The organism is Microbispora sp. NPDC088329 (genome assembly GCF_040685655.1).
In the GTDB taxonomy this organism is placed as follows: domain Bacteria; phylum Actinomycetota; class Actinomycetes; order Streptosporangiales; family Streptosporangiaceae; genus Microbispora.
The window spans coordinates 470060-486513 of the sequence record NZ_JBFBIP010000002.1; the positions used below are offsets into that span (position 1 = coordinate 470060).

General features: G+C 72.1%; 12 protein-coding genes. 6 read left to right on the forward strand and 6 right to left on the reverse strand.

Annotation, left to right across the window (positions count from 1 at the left end; all coding sequences use genetic code 11):
- The first annotated feature begins 181 nt into the window (after nucleotides 1-181).
- Nucleotides 182-1546 (forward strand): HAMP domain-containing sensor histidine kinase, encoded by a 1365-nt coding sequence (locus tag AB0O28_RS06610; RefSeq protein WP_363636991.1) that lies wholly within the window; start codon nucleotides 182-184, stop codon nucleotides 1544-1546.
- Between the two features lie 43 nt (nucleotides 1547-1589).
- Here AB0O28_RS06610 and AB0O28_RS06615 read toward each other — a convergent pair whose 3' ends face one another.
- A complete protein-coding gene (locus AB0O28_RS06615; RefSeq protein WP_363636993.1) occupies nucleotides 1590-2732 on the reverse strand; it encodes a histidine kinase in 1143 nt (380 codons plus the stop codon).
- Nucleotides 2733-2759: 27 nt separating this feature from the next.
- Nucleotides 2760-3380 carry a molybdopterin-dependent oxidoreductase gene (locus AB0O28_RS06620; RefSeq protein ID WP_363636995.1) on the reverse strand — a complete coding sequence of 207 codons (621 nt, stop codon included), beginning with the start codon at nucleotides 3378-3380 and terminating at the stop codon, nucleotides 2760-2762.
- A gap of 251 nt (nucleotides 3381-3631) precedes the next feature.
- Between AB0O28_RS06620 and aroF the strand changes: the two genes are divergently transcribed.
- Nucleotides 3632-4672, forward strand: coding sequence for a 3-deoxy-7-phosphoheptulonate synthase (gene aroF, locus AB0O28_RS06625; RefSeq protein ID WP_363636997.1), 1041 nt, complete (start codon nucleotides 3632-3634; stop codon nucleotides 4670-4672).
- Between the two features lie 185 nt (nucleotides 4673-4857).
- On the opposite strand, the gene thiI is transcribed toward aroF, so the two are convergent.
- The gene (thiI, locus tag AB0O28_RS06630; protein WP_363636999.1) at nucleotides 4858-6054 is read right to left on the reverse strand and encodes a tRNA uracil 4-sulfurtransferase ThiI; all 1197 of its coding nucleotides are present in this window, start codon (nucleotides 6052-6054) and stop codon (nucleotides 4858-4860) included.
- 235 nt (nucleotides 6055-6289) lie between these two features.
- Complete coding sequence (locus AB0O28_RS06635; protein WP_139574511.1) at nucleotides 6290-7315, reverse strand: 6-phosphofructokinase; 1026 nt, start codon at nucleotides 7313-7315, stop codon at nucleotides 6290-6292.
- A 263-nt stretch (nucleotides 7316-7578) separates the two neighbouring features.
- Here AB0O28_RS06635 and AB0O28_RS06640 point away from each other — a divergent pair, with 263 nt between their 5' ends.
- Complete coding sequence (locus tag AB0O28_RS06640; RefSeq protein WP_363637002.1) at nucleotides 7579-8487, forward strand: helix-turn-helix domain-containing GNAT family N-acetyltransferase; 909 nt, start codon at nucleotides 7579-7581, stop codon at nucleotides 8485-8487.
- 222 nt (nucleotides 8488-8709) lie between these two features.
- Here AB0O28_RS06640 and AB0O28_RS06645 read toward each other — a convergent pair whose 3' ends face one another.
- On the reverse strand, nucleotides 8710-9168 hold the full coding sequence (locus AB0O28_RS06645) for a helix-turn-helix domain-containing protein (RefSeq protein WP_363637004.1): 459 nt from the start codon (nucleotides 9166-9168) through the stop codon (nucleotides 8710-8712).
- Between the two features lie 87 nt (nucleotides 9169-9255).
- Between AB0O28_RS06645 and AB0O28_RS06650 the strand changes: the two genes are divergently transcribed.
- Nucleotides 9256-10476, forward strand: a complete 1221-nt coding sequence (locus tag AB0O28_RS06650) for an MFS transporter (RefSeq protein ID WP_363637006.1) — start codon at nucleotides 9256-9258, stop codon at nucleotides 10474-10476.
- A gap of 113 nt (nucleotides 10477-10589) precedes the next feature.
- Here AB0O28_RS06650 and AB0O28_RS06655 read toward each other — a convergent pair whose 3' ends face one another.
- Nucleotides 10590-11687, reverse strand: a complete 1098-nt coding sequence (locus tag AB0O28_RS06655) for an alkaline phosphatase PhoX (protein ID WP_363637008.1) — start codon at nucleotides 11685-11687, stop codon at nucleotides 10590-10592.
- 446 nt (nucleotides 11688-12133) lie between these two features.
- Between AB0O28_RS06655 and AB0O28_RS06660 the strand changes: the two genes are divergently transcribed.
- Both AB0O28_RS06660 and AB0O28_RS06665 read left to right on the forward strand, forming a co-directional pair.
- Nucleotides 12134-13147: a MerR family transcriptional regulator gene (locus tag AB0O28_RS06660; protein ID WP_363637011.1), complete on the forward strand. Its 1014-nt coding sequence runs from the start codon at nucleotides 12134-12136 to the stop codon at nucleotides 13145-13147.
- Between the two features lie 4 nt (nucleotides 13148-13151).
- Complete coding sequence (locus tag AB0O28_RS06665) at nucleotides 13152-15833, forward strand: VIT domain-containing protein (protein ID WP_363637014.1); 2682 nt, start codon at nucleotides 13152-13154, stop codon at nucleotides 15831-15833.
- The last annotated feature ends 621 nt before the right edge of the window (nucleotides 15834-16454 follow it).

Below are 16454 nucleotides of genomic sequence, written 5' to 3' on the forward strand. Positions count from 1 at the left end.
AAGGGGTGACCGAGCGGTAGGTGACATTCCCGATACCCTCCGCCACAATCACGGCCGGTGCCGAGGCAAGTCTCAGGCCAAAACTAGGTAGAGCTATTCGCCTTTCGCCGTCCAAAAGTCCTTTCATCCACCACGGCTGCTTACCGTTGACAGGGAGACCAGGCCCGAACGAGGAACTTAGATGAGCATCAGGCCGGGCACGTTCCTTCCCCTCTCCCACTCCATCCAGGCGCGCGTGACGCTGGCCGTGGCGGCGGTGTCCGTGCTCGTCGCCGCGGTGATCGCGGCCGGCCTGTGCCTGCTGATCCGGAACCGGGTCGAGAGCGAGATCTTCAAGGAGACACGGCGCGTCGCCACCGAGTGGATCGGCCTGATGGAACGCGGGCAGGTTCCGCCGCCGGCGCCGACGGCGCGGGTCCCGCTCGTCCAGCTCGTCGACTCGCGGGGCCGGGTGGTGACGGCCGGGCCCATGGCCGGCGATCGGCCGCTGAGCACGGTCAGGCCGACCGAGGAGAACCGTTTCCGCGACGTGACCGAGTGCCCCGAGAGCGAGCGGTGCGTCATGCTGACGGCCGGCCGGATCCCGTCGTTGCAGTCCTGGGAGCTCTGGCGGGGCGAGCCCCACTTCGTCTACGTCGGCACGGACCAGCCTCCCGCCCTGCGCGGGCAGCGACTGGAGCTTCTCATCGGTAGCGGCGGGGCGCTGCTTGCGGTTCTGTGGACGTGGACGACCTGGCGGGCGACGGGCCGCATCCTGCGCCCCATCAACGCGATCCGGCAGCGGATGTCGGAGATCAACGCCAACGACCTGTCCCTGAGGGTGCCGCAGCCGTCCGGCCGGGACGAGATCGCCCGGCTCGCCCGCGCCGCGAACCAGACGCTCGGCCGGCTGGAGTCGGCGGTCACGCGGCAGCGGGAGTTCGCCGCCGTCGTGTCCCACGAGCTCAAGTCCCCGCTCACCGGCCTGCGTACCGGGCTGGAGGAGGCACTGCTCTACCCGGAGATCGACGCACGGGAGGCGATCGCCAGGTCGCTGCCGGCCACCGACCGCATGCAGCAGATCATCGACGAGCTGCTCGCCTTCGCCCGGTTCCGCAACACGCCGTGCTCGTCCGAGCCGGTGGACCTCGGGGCACTCGTACGCGCCGAGGCGGCGGCGCGCACGGGCGTGCCGGTGCACGCCAGGACCGAGCCGGACGTGCGGGTCCTCGGCAACCGCGTGCAGCTGGCCAGCATCGTGACGAACCTTCTGGTGAACGCGCAGCGCCACGCCACCGGCCAGGTGGACGTGAGCGCCGAGCGCGCCGGCGCCCAGGCGCTGGTGGTGGTGCTGGACGACGGCGACGGCGTCGGCAAGGAGGACAGGGAGCGCATCTTCGAACCCTTCACACGTCTGGAGGCGGGACGTCGCCTCGATCCCGACGGCAGCGGCCTCGGCCTGGCCCTGTGCCGGGCGATCGCGGTGGCGCACGACGGCAGCCTGTGCGTGGAGGACTCCCCGCGCGGCGCCCGGTTCGTCCTCCGGCTCCCGCTCCTGACCGGCTGAGCCCCCGGTCCGGCCATCGTGGCCTGACTGCGGCCGCGGCGGGTCAGGGGCGGGCCGGGGCGGTGCGCGGACGGGTCTTGGGGATGCGCAGCCGGATGCGGGTGCCCTTGCCCGGCGCCGTCTCGACCATGAGCCCGTAGTCCTGGCCGTAGAGGTGGCGCATGCGCACGTCGACGTTGCTCAGCCCGATCCCGCGGCGTTCCTCCGTGAGCGCGGCCCGCAGATGCTCGGGGTCCATGCCGACGCCGTCGTCCTCGACCCAGATGTGCGCCTCCGGCCCCGCGTCCCTGATCACGACCCGGACCTCCCCCGGCATGCCGTGTTTGATGGCGTTCTCCACCAGGGGTTGCAGGCACAGGAACGGCACGTCGACCTTCAGCACCTCGGGGGCGACCTGGACGGTGAAGCGCAGCTTGTCGCCGAACCTCGCCTGTTCGAGCAGGAGATAGCGGTCCACGCAGGTCAGCTCGTCGGCGAGCGAGGTGAAGTCGGCCGCCCGGCGCAGCGCGTACCGGATGAAGTCGGCGAAGTCGAGTAGCAGTTCGCGGGCACGCTCGGGGTCGGTACGGACGAACGAGGCGATGGTGGTCAGCGAGTTGTACACGAAGTGGGGCGAGATCTGCGCCCGCAGGGCCCGCGCCTCCGCCTCCAGCGTCCGTCTGCGGGAGGCGTCGAGTTCGGCGAGTTCGAGCTGGCCGGACATCCAGCGGCCCACCTCGGCCGCCGTGCGCGGCAGGGCGGCGCCGATCCGCGCGTCGTACGCCGCGAGCGCGCCGACCGCCCGGCCCTCCACGGTCAGGGGGACGACCACCCCGTGCCGATCGCCTCCCGAAGCGGGGGCGAGGCGCGGCCTGCCGCCCGCCATGGTCGCGCGCACCTCGGCGAGGACCACCTCGTCCGCCGGCACCCCCGTGCCGTTCCTGGCCAGGACGCGATCATTCGTGGCGACGACCAGGCCCGCGGTGCCGAGCAACGTCCGCAGGTGCGGTACGGCACGGCGGGCGGAGCCGCGGGTGAGCCCCGCGCGCAGCGAGGAAGCCGCCAGCCCGGCGACCCGCAGGGCGAGGAACGTCGCCTCGCCCGGCAGTTCACCGGGGGCAGGCGCGCGGTGGGCGAGAGCGCGGCCCAGCGCGCCTCCGCAGACCCCGCAGAGAGCGCACAGCGTGACCCAGACGGCTGATGACACGCCGGACACCGTAGCCGCTCCGCGGCCTCATGGCGGGCCGTCGCCCGGGTCCTCCTGGTATGAGTAGCGCTGCTCCTTCCAGGGATCGGCCAGGTTGTGATAGCCGCGCTCCTCCCAGAAGCCGCGCCGGTCCTCGGTCAGGTACTCCACCGCGCGCACCCACTTCACGCTTTTCCAGGCGTACAGGTGAGGCACCACCATCCGCACGGGGTAGCCGCGTTCGGGGGACAGCGGACTCTCGTCGAGGTGCGTGGCGAACAGCGTGGTCGGACGGTCGAAGTCGGACAGCCGCAGGTTGGCGCTGTAGCCGTACTCGGCCCAGATCATGACGTGGCGCACGCCCGGCGCCGGGGGGACGCGGTCGAGCAGCGCCGAGGTGGGAACGCCGCCCCACTCGTTGCCCATCAGGGAGAACTTGGTGACGCAGTGGAAGTCCGCCATGACCGTCGTGGTGGGCAACGAGGAGAACTCCTCCCACGAGAAATCGTGGACCTGGCCCGAGGCCGTGGCGCCGAACACCTGGAAACGCCACGTCTCAGGGCGGAACGCCGGGACCCTCCCGTAATGGACGACGGGGCGTCCGCGTGGGACGTACTGGCCCGGGGGCAGGCGCGTCTCCTCCTCAGGTTTCTCCGGCACGGAGGCCATCCTGCCATCCGCTCGCAGGACGACCACACCGGACCCCGGGCACATGTGGGGTGTCACGATCAAGGAAGCGTGCGCTATATTGCGTCACATGCGCACCGCTTGGTCGTTTTGGTATGGCGACGGACCCGTGAGGACCGATCGCCTCCATGCGCTGCGCTGACAGCCACGGCGAACGAAGGCCCCGGGTCCATACGGACCCGGGGCCTTCGTCGTTTTCCGGACCCGCACCGTTCACAGGAAGAGGAGTCACCATGGTCATCGTCATGACCCCCGAGGCCACGCAGGACGACGTCGAGGCGATCGCCGACCTCGTCGCCGCGGCCGGAGGGGAGGCGTTCGCGAGCCGCGGCGTGAGCCGTACGATCATCGGCCTCATCGGCGACGTCGAGCAGTTCGCCACGCTCAACCTGCGCGGTATGCCGGGCGTCGCGGACGTCGTACGGGTCTCCACGCCGTACAAGCTCGTGAGCAGGGACAATCATCCGCAACGCTCCACTGTGAGCGTGCGCGGCGTGCCGATCGGGCCGGACACCGTCACTTTGATAGCGGGCCCGTGCGCGGTCGAGACGCCGCGGCAGACGCTGGAGGCCGCCCTGATGGCCAAGGCGGCCGGCGCGACGCTGCTGCGCGGCGGCGCCTACAAGCCGCGCACCTCGCCGTACGCCTTCCAGGGCCTGGGCGAGGAGGGCCTGCGCATCCTGGCCGACGTGCGCGAGCAGACCGGGCTGCCGATCGTCACCGAGGTCGTGGACGCACACGACGTGGCGCTCGTGGCGTCGTACGCCGACATGCTGCAGGTCGGCACCCGCAACGCGCAGAACTTCGCGCTGCTGCAGGCCGTGGGCGCGGCGGGCAAGCCGGTCATGCTGAAGCGGGGTATGACGGCGACCATCGAGGAGTGGCTGATGGCGGCCGAGTACATCGCCCAGCGCGGCAACCTCGACATCGTGCTGTGCGAGCGCGGTATCCGGACCTACGAGCCCGCCACCCGCAACACCCTCGACATCTCGGCGGTCCCGGTCGTCCAGCGGCTGTCGCACCTGCCGGTGATCGTGGACCCGTCGCACTCCGGCGGCCGGCGCGATCTCGTGCTGCCGCTCACCCGCGCCGCCGTCGCCGTGGGTGCCGACGGCGTGATCATCGACGTGCACCCCCACCCCGAGCAGGCCCTGTGCGACGGCCCGCAGGCGCTGGTCGACGGCGACCTGGACGCCCTCGCGGCGATCATGCGCGACTTCCCCCCGCTGCTGGGCCGCACCGCCGCCACGGCGGCGTCCGCGGTCCCCGCCTGAACCGGTTCCCGCCTGAACCAGTCCTCGCCTGAGCCCGTTTCCGCCTGAGCCGTCTCCCGGCTGGATCCATCGCGGCTGGATCGCGGCTGGATCGCGTCTCGCCGGGGCCCGGGGCCGCCCGATGCGGCCCGGGTTCCGGCCACGGCGGACGACCGCCGATCCGGTGACCGCTCACCGGCGTCGCGTCAGACGTCGAGCTTGTACGGCTGGATCGAGTCGGCCAGCTGGGCGGCCAGGTCCTCGGCGTCCAGGCGCCTCTCGATCTGCTTGAGGTCCTCGATCTTCGCCCGGGTCTCGGCCTGCTTGGGGGCGAGCAGCGTGCAGCAGTCCTCGTCGGGCAGCTCGGAGATCTCTAGCGTCCCGATCCTGCGAGCCTCGGCCATGATCTCGGTCTTGTCCAGGCCGATCAGCGGACGCAGGATCGGCAGGTCGACCGCGTGGTCCTGGGCCGTGATGTTGGCCAGGGTCTGTGAGGAGACCTGGCCGAGGCTGTCTCCGGTGACCAGCGCCTCGGCGTGGATGCGGTGGGCGACCTCCTCGGCCGTCTTGAGCATCAGCCGCCGCTGTGCGATCACCGCGAGCCGGTCCTGGCCGGAGTTCTTGATGGACTGCTGCGCCTTGCCGAACGGCACCACCCACAGCCGCGACTTGCCCTGGAACTTGTCCAGGTTGCGCACCAGCGCGTACGCCTTGTAGATCGACTCGGAGGTGGTGAACGGGATGCCGGAGAAGTGCAGGAAGTCCACCCGCAGGCCACGCCGCATCATGCGGTAGGCGGCGACGGGAGAGTCGATGCCGCCGGACAGCAGCGCCAGCGCCCGGCCACTGGAACCGACCGGCAGGCCGCCCTGGCCCGGTCGCCCGCCGGTGAACAGGAACGCCTCGTCCTTGTCCACCTCGATGTGCACGGTCAGTTCCGGCTTGCTCAGGTCGACCGGCAGCCCGAAGGTGTCGTTGATCGCGCCGCCGACCACGCGGTCCAGCTCGTTGGAGCGGAGCGGGAAGCGCTTGTCCCTGCGCCGCGACCGTACGGCGAAGCGCGCCTTGCGGGCCACCTCGTCGGTGTCCCTGATCAGCTCGATCGCGGCCTTGGTGATCGCGTCCGTGTCCTTCGGCACCCGCCAGGCCAGGTGGACCAGCACGATGCCGGGCACGTCGGCCACGCGCGCCGCCACCGTCTCGGCCTCCTCCACCTCGGTCCCCGGAGGCAGGAACAGGGCGATCACCCCGTGCCGCTGGCGGATGTCGACCCGGTGGTCCTTGAGAGCGTGCTTGATGTTCGCCCGCAGGCGCATCTCGAAGATCTCGCGGTTCCGGCCCTTCAGAACCACCTCGCCTAGCTTGAGCAGCACCGACGGCTCTCCGAGGGCGGTCATGGTCATGTGGAAACCTCCGGACGGACAAGGGCGGCCGCCACACCGGGGAGGGCACGGCCGGGGGACATACGCCAAGGACAACGCGTCACCGCGATGCGGGCTTCCCCACTGTAATGCCGTCGTGCCACAGCGCCGATTATCCACCGGCCGAGTGCGGTCCCCGCATGCGTACGGCTCCCGCGGGGCGACGCGGGAGCCGTACCAGATCGTGCACGGGCCGTGGTGACGGGCCCGCGACCGATCAGCCGAAGAAGACCTCGGCCTCCTCGTAGCGGGAGGCCGGCACGGTCTTGAGCTCGGCGGTCGCCTCGGCGAGGGCCACGCGGACGATGTCGGTGCCGCGCAGCGCGATCATCTTGCCGTAGTCGCCCTCGTGCACCGCGTCGATCGCGCCGAGGCCGAAGCGGGTCGCGAGCACGCGGTCGTAGGCGGTGGGCGTGCCGCCGCGCTGGATGTGGCCGAGGACCGTGGTGCGGGCCTCCTTGCCGGTGCGCTTCTCGATCTCCTTGGCGAGGACCTCGCCGATGCCGCCGAGGCGCACGTGGCCGAACGCGTCCAGCTCGCCCGCCTGCAGCGCCATCTGGCCCTCGAGCGGGTGAGCGCCCTCGGCGACGACGATGATCGGCGCGTAGCGGGTCTTGAACCGCGACTCGACGTAGGCGCAGACCTTCTCGATGTCGAACGGCTTCTCCGGGATGAGGATGACGTTCGCACCGGCGGCCATGCCCGCGTGCAGCGCGATCCAGCCGGCGTGGCGGCCCATGACCTCGCAGATCAGGGCGCGGTGGTGGGACTCGGCCGTGGTGTGCAGCCGGTCGATGGCCTCCATCGCGATGTTGACCGCGGTGTCGAAGCCGAAGGTGTAGTCGGTGGCGTTGAGGTCGTTGTCGATCGTCTTGGGCACGCCGACGACCTTCACGTCGCGGTCGAAGAGCTGCTTGGCCACGCCCAGCGTGTCCTCGCCGCCGATGGCGATCAGCGCGTCGACGCCCTGCGCGGCGAGGTTCTCCTTGATCCGCTCGACGCCACCCTCGATCTTGATCGGGTTGGTGCGGGAGGAACCGAGGATGGTGCCGCCGCGCGGCAGGATCCCACGGACGGCCTGGATGTCGAGCGGCATGGTGTCGCCCTCCAGGGGGCCACGCCAGCCGTCGCGGAATCCGACGAACTCGTGCCCGTACACGCCGACGCCCTTGCGGACGACGCCGCGGATCACCGCGTTCAGCCCGGGGCAGTCGCCGCCTCCGGTCAGGACTCCAATACGCATGACGGGTTCTTCCTCCATCTGGGATTACGCGTGGAACGGCGCGGCGGCCCGACGCAGACCCCGGCGCTGCACCGCACCGCATTCTGCCCCAGCCTCGCACAATGGTCTAGACCAAAAGGAGAGGCTACGCCACCCGGCCGACCAGACCAACTCAGTCTCGCACGCCGAGACCGCGCACGCCGCGAGAGGCGGCTTCCCAATGGCTCGCCGCGGCATTATTTTTGACCGAGTCAAGCATTTCCTTGAGATAGGCAAGGGAAAAGATGGACATCGTGCCGGAAATCCGCTCGTTCAACCGCTTCTACACGTCGGTAATCGGGGTGCTCGGGGCGGGGATGCACGACACGCCCTACTCCCTGACCGAAGCGCGGGTGCTGTTCGAACTCGGCACCCGGGAGACGGCGGACGCCGCCGGCATCCGGAGCGTGCTCGGTCTCGACCCCGGCTACCTCAGCCGGATCCTCGCCAGGTTCGAGACCGACGGGCTCGTGTCCCGCGAGCGGTCGGCCGAGGACGCCCGCCGCCAGGTCGTACGGCTCACCCCCAAGGGCCGCGACACGTTCGCCGTGCTCGACAGGCGCTCGGCCGCCGAGATCGAGGCCATGCTCGCGAAGCTGGGCGACCCCGAACGCCGGCGGCTCGTCACCGCCATGAGCACCGTACGGAGCCTGCTTGAGCCCCCCGATCGGCGCGAGCCGTACGTGATCAGACCGCCGCGGGCGGGCGATCTCGGCTGGGTGGTGCAGCGGCACGGGGCCCTCTACAGCGAGGAGTACGGCTGGGGCGCCGCGTTCGAGGCCCTGGTCGCGCGGATCGTCGCCGATTACGCCGAGGACCACGACCCCCGCCGGGAGGCGGCCTGGATCGCCGAGGTGCGCGGCGAGCCGGCGGGGAGCGTCTTCTGCATGCGCAAGGACGACACGACGGCCCAGCTCCGCCTGCTGCTCGTCGAGCCGTCCGCGCGCGGCATGGGCATCGGCGGACGACTGGTCGAGGAGTGTCTGCGCTTCGCCGCGTCGGCCGGCTACCGGCGAATCATGCTCTGGACCCGCGACGTCCTCGCCGGCGCCCGGCGGATCTACCAGGCCGCGGGGTTCGAACTGGTGGAGCAGCACCCGGCAGAGGAGTCGGGCATCCCCGTCACCGACCAGGTATGGGCCAGGGACCTGTGACCTGCGACTCCGCCCGGCGGCTGCCGCGGCCCTGGCGGTGACATCACGGCGTTCGGGCAGGTGGACGGGACACCAGGCGATGAGGGCCCCGGCGACGCAAGGGCCGGGCGGGCTTCACGAGGTTCGCCCCGCCCTGCATTCGGCCTTGCCGCTCCTCCCCCGGACGCGGCGCCGGCACGATGAAGCCGGCGAGGCCACCTCGTCACGGCGCGGCCGGGTTCGTTATCGGGTTTTCCGCACGAACGTGGTGCCGGTGTCGAGAGGGGTGCCGTCGGCGCCGGTCGGCGTGACTTGCGGCACGGGGATGCCCTGCCGGTCGACGAGGACGGAATGGGTCTCGCCGGGGGCGAAGGCGTGGCGTTCTCCCCACTGCCGCAGGGTGAGGATGACCGGGAAGAGGTCGCGGCCCGCGTCGGTGAGCACGTATTCCTGCCGGCGTCCCGACCGTGCGGTGTGCTGGGCGAGGAGCCCTTGCGCGATCAGCCTGCGGAGGCGGTCGGCGAGGATGTTGCGGGCGATGCCGGTGCGTCGCTGGAACTCGGTGAACGACCGCGCCCCGTCCATCGCGTCACGGATGACGAGAAGGCTCCACCTGTCGCCGACGAGGTCGAGCGTGCGGGCCACCGGGCACTCGGGGTCGGTCCAGGCCGGATCGGGGACGCCCATGGTGCTGCTCGACACGACACCTCCCAATAAGTTGCAGATTGAAACCATTCTGCCCTACGGTCGAATTGGTTGCAACTTGCTACTGATAGGGATCGGAGTGGGATGGACGCGTGGCGGCGGTTACTGCTCGCGGTCGTGTGTGGTGTCGCTGTGGCGAGCATCTATGCCGCGCAGCCGGTTCTGGAGCCGATGGGACGCGATCTCGGTCTGTCCGCAGACCGCACTGGATGGATCGTCGCGACCGGCCAGATCGGCTATCTGGCCGGGCTGGTGCTGCTGGTGCCGCTCGGCGATGTGGTCGACAGGCGCCCGCTCATCGCCGCGCACCTGGCGATCAGCGCTGCGGGCATGATCGTGACGGCCTCGGCGTCAGCCGCATGGGTGGCGCTCGCGGGGATCGCGACGGCAGGGGTGTTCGCGGTCGTGGTGCAGACCACCGTGGCCTACGCCGCGTCGGTCTCGCCCCCCGCCGAACGCGGACGGAACATCGGTGTCGTGACCTCGGGCGTCGTGGCCGGCATCCTGGGCGCGCGGGTCGTCACCGGAGCACTCGCCGAGGCGTGGGGCTGGCGAAGCGCCTACGCCGTGCTCGCGGTGCTGTCACTCGGGCTCGCGGCCCTCGTCCTCGCCGTCCTGCCGTCGGAGGAGCGCCCCAACCGGCATCAGGGGTACAGGCAAGCCGTCGTCTCGCTCGGCGGACTGTTCGGGCAGCGACTCTTCCTGACACGCGGGCTCATCGCGTTCTTCTTGTTCGCCTCCTTCGGAACCTTGTGGAGCGGACTCTCCCTGCCGCTCACCGGCATGCCCTGGCAGCTGAGCCAGAGCCAGATCGGACTGTTCGGCATCGCCGGACTCGCCGGCGCACTCGGAGCGGCACGCGCGGGACGATGGGCGGACGCAGGACGGGCGGCCCCGGTCACCGGTCTCGCGCTCACCCTGCTCGTCGTCTCGTGGGCGGCGATCGCGCGGCTGCCATCGTGCTTGGGCCTCCTCATCGCCGGAATCGTGGTTCTCGACTTCGCGGTCCAGGTCGTGCATGTGAGCAACCAGCACCTGCTGACCGCCGCGCGTCCGGATCGCACCAGCAGCGTCATCGGCGGCTACATGGTCTTCTACTCGCTCGGCTCCGCCCTCGGCGCGGCCGCGACCACCGCCGTCTTCACCGCCCACGGCTGGGCGGGCTGCAGTCTCCTCGGGGCCGCGTTCGCGGCCTGCGCGCTGGTCGTCTGGGCGGCCGGCAGGGACCACTCCTCGATAGCGCGAACCTCCGATCCGAGAAGGCAGGCACGCGCGCCGGGCGCAGGAGGACACGCAAGAGGCTGACCAAGCCGGCCGGTTCGCAGAGCATCCGCCGAAGCGTCTTCACCTCGCTGCGTGTGCTGCGCGGCGTGCACCTCGACGTGACGCGGAGCAGTCCGGTTTGTGGGGGCGCCGGCTCAGGCGCCGGCGAGATCGTGGAACGGCCCGCGGACCTCGACGGTCACGGGGGCCGGGGCCGGCGACCCGTTCCGGGGTGGACGGCAGGAGAAGTAGAGCCGGTCGCCGGCCGGGGACATCGAAGGGCCCGCGACGGTCCAGCCGCCCGTGACGCGCAGAAACGGCACCGCTCGATCACCGGCGACGAGGACGATCTCGCCGTCCGCACCGCCGTCCGGCCCTCCGGCCGTTTCGCGCAGCACCGTCAGGCGCTCGCGGTCGGCGTCGTACGCCCACTCCCGGCCGTCGCCCTCGGTGACGAACCGCACCAGGCCGTCGGAGCAGCGGCAGTCACCTCCGCCCGCGAACCTCCTGGCCCCTTTGACCTGCTCACGCAGGGGCACGTGGTCAGGGAGGGCCGGGATCGGCACCCGTTCCCAGGTCACGAACTCCTCGCCGGGGTCGCCGGCCATCACCTCCAGCACGCCCGTCGTGAGGTCGCCCCAGTCGTCAGGACGGAACCGGTACAGGCATCCGTCCGGCTCCCCTTCCGTCAGGTAGACGACGCCCCGGCCGGGATCGCACGCCATGCCACCATGGGTGAACAAACCCATCGCGAGCCGGGGCATGGGGGCGCGCAGGCCGTACGGGTCGCATTCGAAGACCCGGCCGTACGGCGTCCGCTCGCCCGACAGCCAGGTGTGCCACGGTGTCGCAGCGCCGGCCTCGCAGCGGTCGGCGCCGGACAGGATGCGATATCCGCCGCGCAGGGTCCCGTCCAGGGCGAAACGCAGCGCCGTCACGCCGCCGAGCAGTGGCAGCGCGCAGTTGGACACGTATATCCAGCCGTCTTCGTCGGGGAAGCATCCGCCGCCGTCCGGGGCCGCGTGCCAGAGGACTCCCCCGGCACGCTCGCCCGACCGCGCCACGACCCGGCCGGCGAAACCCGGCGGCAGGGCCCGCAGCACGTCCGCCGGGAACGGGCCGTCCGAATCCCCCGGCCCGTACGGCTCGCCTCCGGGCGGCTCACCTCCGTCGTCTGGCCGTGCGAACGTCGCGCGCCACATCGCTCCCGGCAGCGCCGAGGGCGCCGCCGATCGCACGGAAGTACCCTGCACCGCTGACCGCCTCCTTGACCTGACCCGGTCATGCCGGCCGCCCACCGACGGGCCGTTCGCTCGGTTCCGCGCGGCCGCCGCGCCGGGCCGGATCGGGCCGAGCCGCCTCGCTCCCCTGCCCGCCCGGCGGGCACCGGAGCGGGGGTTCCCGCCCCCGCGTCCGCCTGTCCCGCGCCGTGTCTCGTTGTCTTCCTGCTCCGCGCTCGGTTGCTCCGCCGTGGGCTGCCGCGTGTTCGGCTCCGCGTCTGCCTGTACGGCGTCTGCCGTCCCGCGTTCTCCTGTCCCGCAGCGGCGCGTCGCACACGTCGCGGCACCCAGTCGAGCCGTCTCGTGTGAACGACGGGAGAAGCGGCGTCCCTCGCCAAGACGAACTCTTCGAAAACCATGCCGCCGCATAACGGAATGCGATATTGACAGTGTCATTATGACAGTGTCATCGTGGAGGCATGAGCGACACCTGGACGATCGGCGAACTGGCGGAGCGGGCGGCGGACCTGCTCAGCCAGGAGCGGCACGTCCACGGCCGGGAGCCGCGCGACGACGGTCCGGAGCCGCAGGCCAAGGACCGGGAGCTGCGCGTCGGCGGTCCGGAGCCGCGCGCCAACGGCAGGGTCCGCGAAGTGCCGAACGAGCGCCTCATCCGCTGGTACACGACGATCGGGCTGCTCGACCCCCCGCTGGGCCGGCGCGGCCGCGTGGCCCTCTACGGCCGCCGTCACCTGCTCCAGCTTGTGGCCGTGAAGCGCCGCCAGGCGGACGGCCTGTCCATCGCCGGCATCCAGGCGGAACTGGCGGGCGCGACCGACGCCATGCTCCAGCGCGTCGCCGGGCTCGCCGAGCCGTTGTCCGGACCGGCGCCTCGGCCGCTCTCCCCGCCCCCTCCGCGCAGCCCGGCGGTCCCGGCCCCGGCGAACGGCGCGAACCGCCCTCTTGGCCCGCCGGACACCGCGACATCGCCGGCCCCCGGCTGGTGCGGGGCGAGTCCGGAAACCGGCACCGAGCCCGCCATCCCGGACGTCGCGCGGCCGGCGGCGCGAGACCGCTTCTGGGCGCGCCCTGCCTCATCCGCCGCCACGGCGGACTCCGGCCACTTCCCGACCGCGCACAGAGACACCCCGCACAGGGACACCACACGGGGGGACGCTGCGCCCGTGAACAGTGGGCCCGTTGACACCGTGCCCGTGATCAGCGGGCCAATCGACGCCGTGGGCGTGAACACCGTGACCCCGGGCGTCGTGCACGGTGTACGGCTCGCGCCCGGGGTGACGGTCCTACTAGATCCGGCCCACCGGGTCCCACATGGACACGACGTGGCCGCGCTGCGCCAGGCCGCGGCGCCGCTTCTCGCGGCCCTCGCCACGCTCGGTCTGGCCGGACCGTTCGAGAGCGCCCATGACCCCCGTGACGCCTCGGCACTCGAGCCACACGCTTCCAACATGCCCGACACGCTGGAGGGATGACGTCATGACCGTTCCCATCACACCTCTGCGGCCGGAGGAGTGCCGGCCCGTGCCGGACGCCGGGCTCGGAGCGCTTGAGACCGAGAAGGGCAACCTTCCGCTGGAAAGCGTGGACGTCGCCGCCCACGTCACCGGACTGGTGGCGGGCGTCGAGGTCGTCCAGACCTTCCGCAATGCCTTCGACGTGTCGCTGGAGGCGACGTACGTCTTCCCGCTGCCGCCGCGGGCCGCGGTCACCGCCTTCCGGATGGAGGCGGACGACCGGGTGGTCGACGGCGTGCTCAAGGAGCGCGGGCAGGCACGGGCCGACTACGACCGGGCCCTCGCCGAGGGCAGGCGCGCGGCGATCGCCGAGGAGGACCGGCCCGACGTGTTCACGATCAGGGTCGGCAACATCGTTCCCGGGGAGCGCGTGGTGGTCCGCCTCACGCTGAGCCAGCCGCTTCCCTACGAGGACGGCGCGGCCGAGTTCCGCTTCCCGCTGGTCGTGGCCCCCCGCTACATCCCCGGGGCACCGCTGCCCGGCCCGTCTGCCGGTGGCGGCGTGGCACCCGACACCGACGCCGTGCCCGACGCCTCCCGGATCACGCCGCCCGTCCTGCTTCCCGGCTTCCCCTATCCCGTACGGCTGTCGCTCGCGACGACGATCGACCCCACCGGGCTCGACCTGCGTGAGGTCCGTTCCAGCCTGCATGAGGTCGGCAGGGAGGGCGACACGATCAGGCTGCGGCCCGGCGAGCGGCTCGACCGTGACTTCATCCTGCGCCTGGCGTTCGACGCCTCCTCATCGCTCGCGCTCGTCCCGGACGACGCCGCGGACGCCGGCTCACCCGGCCAAGGCACGACCGACGGCAGCGGCTCCGCCGAAGGCACAGCGAGGGACACGGCGAAGGACACGGCCGACGCCGGGGGAACCTTCGTGCTGACCCTGCTGCCGCCGCCGGAGGACGCCACTCGGACCGCGTCCCGTGACGTCGTCCTGCTGCTCGACCGCTCCGGCAGCATGACGGGCTGGAAGATGGTGGCCGCGCGCCGCGCCGCCGCCCGGATCGTCGACACGCTGACCCGGCATGACCGGTTCGCCGTGCTCTCGTTCGATTCGGTGGTGGAGCGGGCCTTCTCGGGCGGACTGGTGGATGCGAGCGACCGCAACCGCTACCGCGCCGTCGAGCACCTGTCCCGGCTCGACGCGCGCGGGGGGACGGAGATGCTCGCTCCCCTGGAGGAGGCCCTGTGGCTGCTCGACGGCCACACTGCGCCCGCTCCGGGGAAGGCCACCGGCACGAACCCCGGTCAGCCGGGTGAGGACGGCCGACACGGTGGATTCGGACTGTACGGCGAGCAGGCACGCGATCGGGTGCTCGTCCTGGTGACCGACGGTCAGGTGGGCAACGAGGACGAGATCCTCGAACGCATCGGCGCCCGGCTCCACGGGGTCCGGGTGCACACCGTGGGCATCGACAGAGCGGTGAACGCGGGGTTCCTCGGGCGGCTGGCCCTGCTCGGGTCGGGGCGGTGCGAACTCGTCGAGTCGGAGGACCGGCTCGACGAGGCGATGGAGCACATCCACCGGCGCATCGGCTCGCCGCTGGTGACGGACGTCGCGCTGAAGGCGGAGGGCATGGATCTCGTGGCGGACACCGTCACGCATACCGGTTCGCTCTACCCCGGCGTCCCTCTGGTCGTGAGCGGGCGTTACCGGGGACGGCGCCCCGCCGGGGCCCTCATCGTGCACGGCCGCACGGCCGACGGCCGCCCCTGGGAGGAGCGGATCGAGGGCCGTCCCGCCCACGGCCCGGCGACCCGGGCCGTGTGGGCGCGGGCGCACCTGCGCGGCCTGGAGGACCGATACGCCACGGGTGATCACTCCCTCGAACAGCGAATCGTCGACATCTCGCTGCGTTTCGGCGTGCTGTGCCGGTTCACCGCCTTCGTGGCCGTCGACACCCGCGTCGCCGGCGAGGGGGGCCCGGAGCACCGCGTGATCCAGCCGGTCGAACCGCCGAGCGGCTGGGAGCTGCCGACCGCGGTGCCGATGATGGTCGCGGGCGCGCCGATGATGGCGAGAATGGCCGCTTTCACCACGGCCGGACCGGAGACCGCCACCGGCTCGGCGGCGGACCGGCCCATCGCCGCGGCCCCGCCGCCGGGCGCGCCCCCTGCAGCGCCTGCTGCCCCGCCGTACGCCGCCGTGCCCGCGCCGGCTCCGCGACGGGCGTCCCGTGGGTTCTCCGTCGGCGGCTCCCGAGGATCCTCCGCCGGCGGGTTCCTGCCTCATCCCGGCGAGGGCACCGCACCGGTCACGGATTTGGCGGGCATCCGGCCACTGCTGGCCGAGGAGCTCGCGAAGCTGGGCCAGGCGGAGTCGCTGCCGGAGCGGGAGAGGCGGCGCTATTTGGCGGATCTCGCCAGCCGCCTGCGCGTCGTCGTCCAGATGGCGGGCGGTCATCCGGAACTCGCCGCGCTCGCGGGCGACCTGGAAAGAGCCGAATGGGCGGAGGTCTCACTCGACGACCTGTGGCGGCGGACGGCCGACCTGCTGACCGCTCTGGCCGGCGGCGCCGGCTCCGCGTCCCCCGGCTCCGCTCCCGGCGGCGTCGACTCCGCATCCCCGGGCTCCGCTCCTGGCGGCAAGGCGGCTCCCGGCGCGAAGGAGGGCCGGCGTCCCTTCTGGAAGCGGTCGTGAGACGGCGCCGGAGAAATCATCACCCGGCGGAGTTGACGCCGGGACGGCGGGGGGTATCGGCGAGGAGAGCAGCCGGCCGTGCTCGGCCGGGACACCGGCGGGGGAAGCCGGGCCCGGCCGCGCCGGGCGGGTTTCGCTCAGAGCGAAGCCGCTACGAGGGTTCCGGTAGGCGGATGACGTCGGACGGCGGGGTGGGCGCGGGACGCCGCGGCTCCCTCACCCCTCCCGTGTCGGGCCGGTCGTCGCGTCCACCTGCGGGGACGGGAGACCGGCGGCGCAGCAACCGATTGATGAGCCCTTTCAGCCCCATGTGCCGCCAACGCACCGAGCCGGCGATCGGTTCCCCTGAGGGTCGCGGCGCGCCCGGGGCGCGCCCGGCTCGATCCCTCCCGGCACGCCACCCGCGACCGCCCAGCATGAGGTCGACCGCAGCAGCCGCCGCCAGTGCAGCGTCAGCCGTCGACGTCCGCGTCAACGTCGACGCCGGCACCGAGCGAGCACCGAGCGTGCGCGCGCCCCGGCTCGGTCTCAGGCCTCCTGGCAGGCCGGAACCCAACCGGGAAGCCCGGGGGGCAGGCCGGCCGGCCGGGCAAGCCGGGGCCAAGCCGGAAGGCCGGGGCC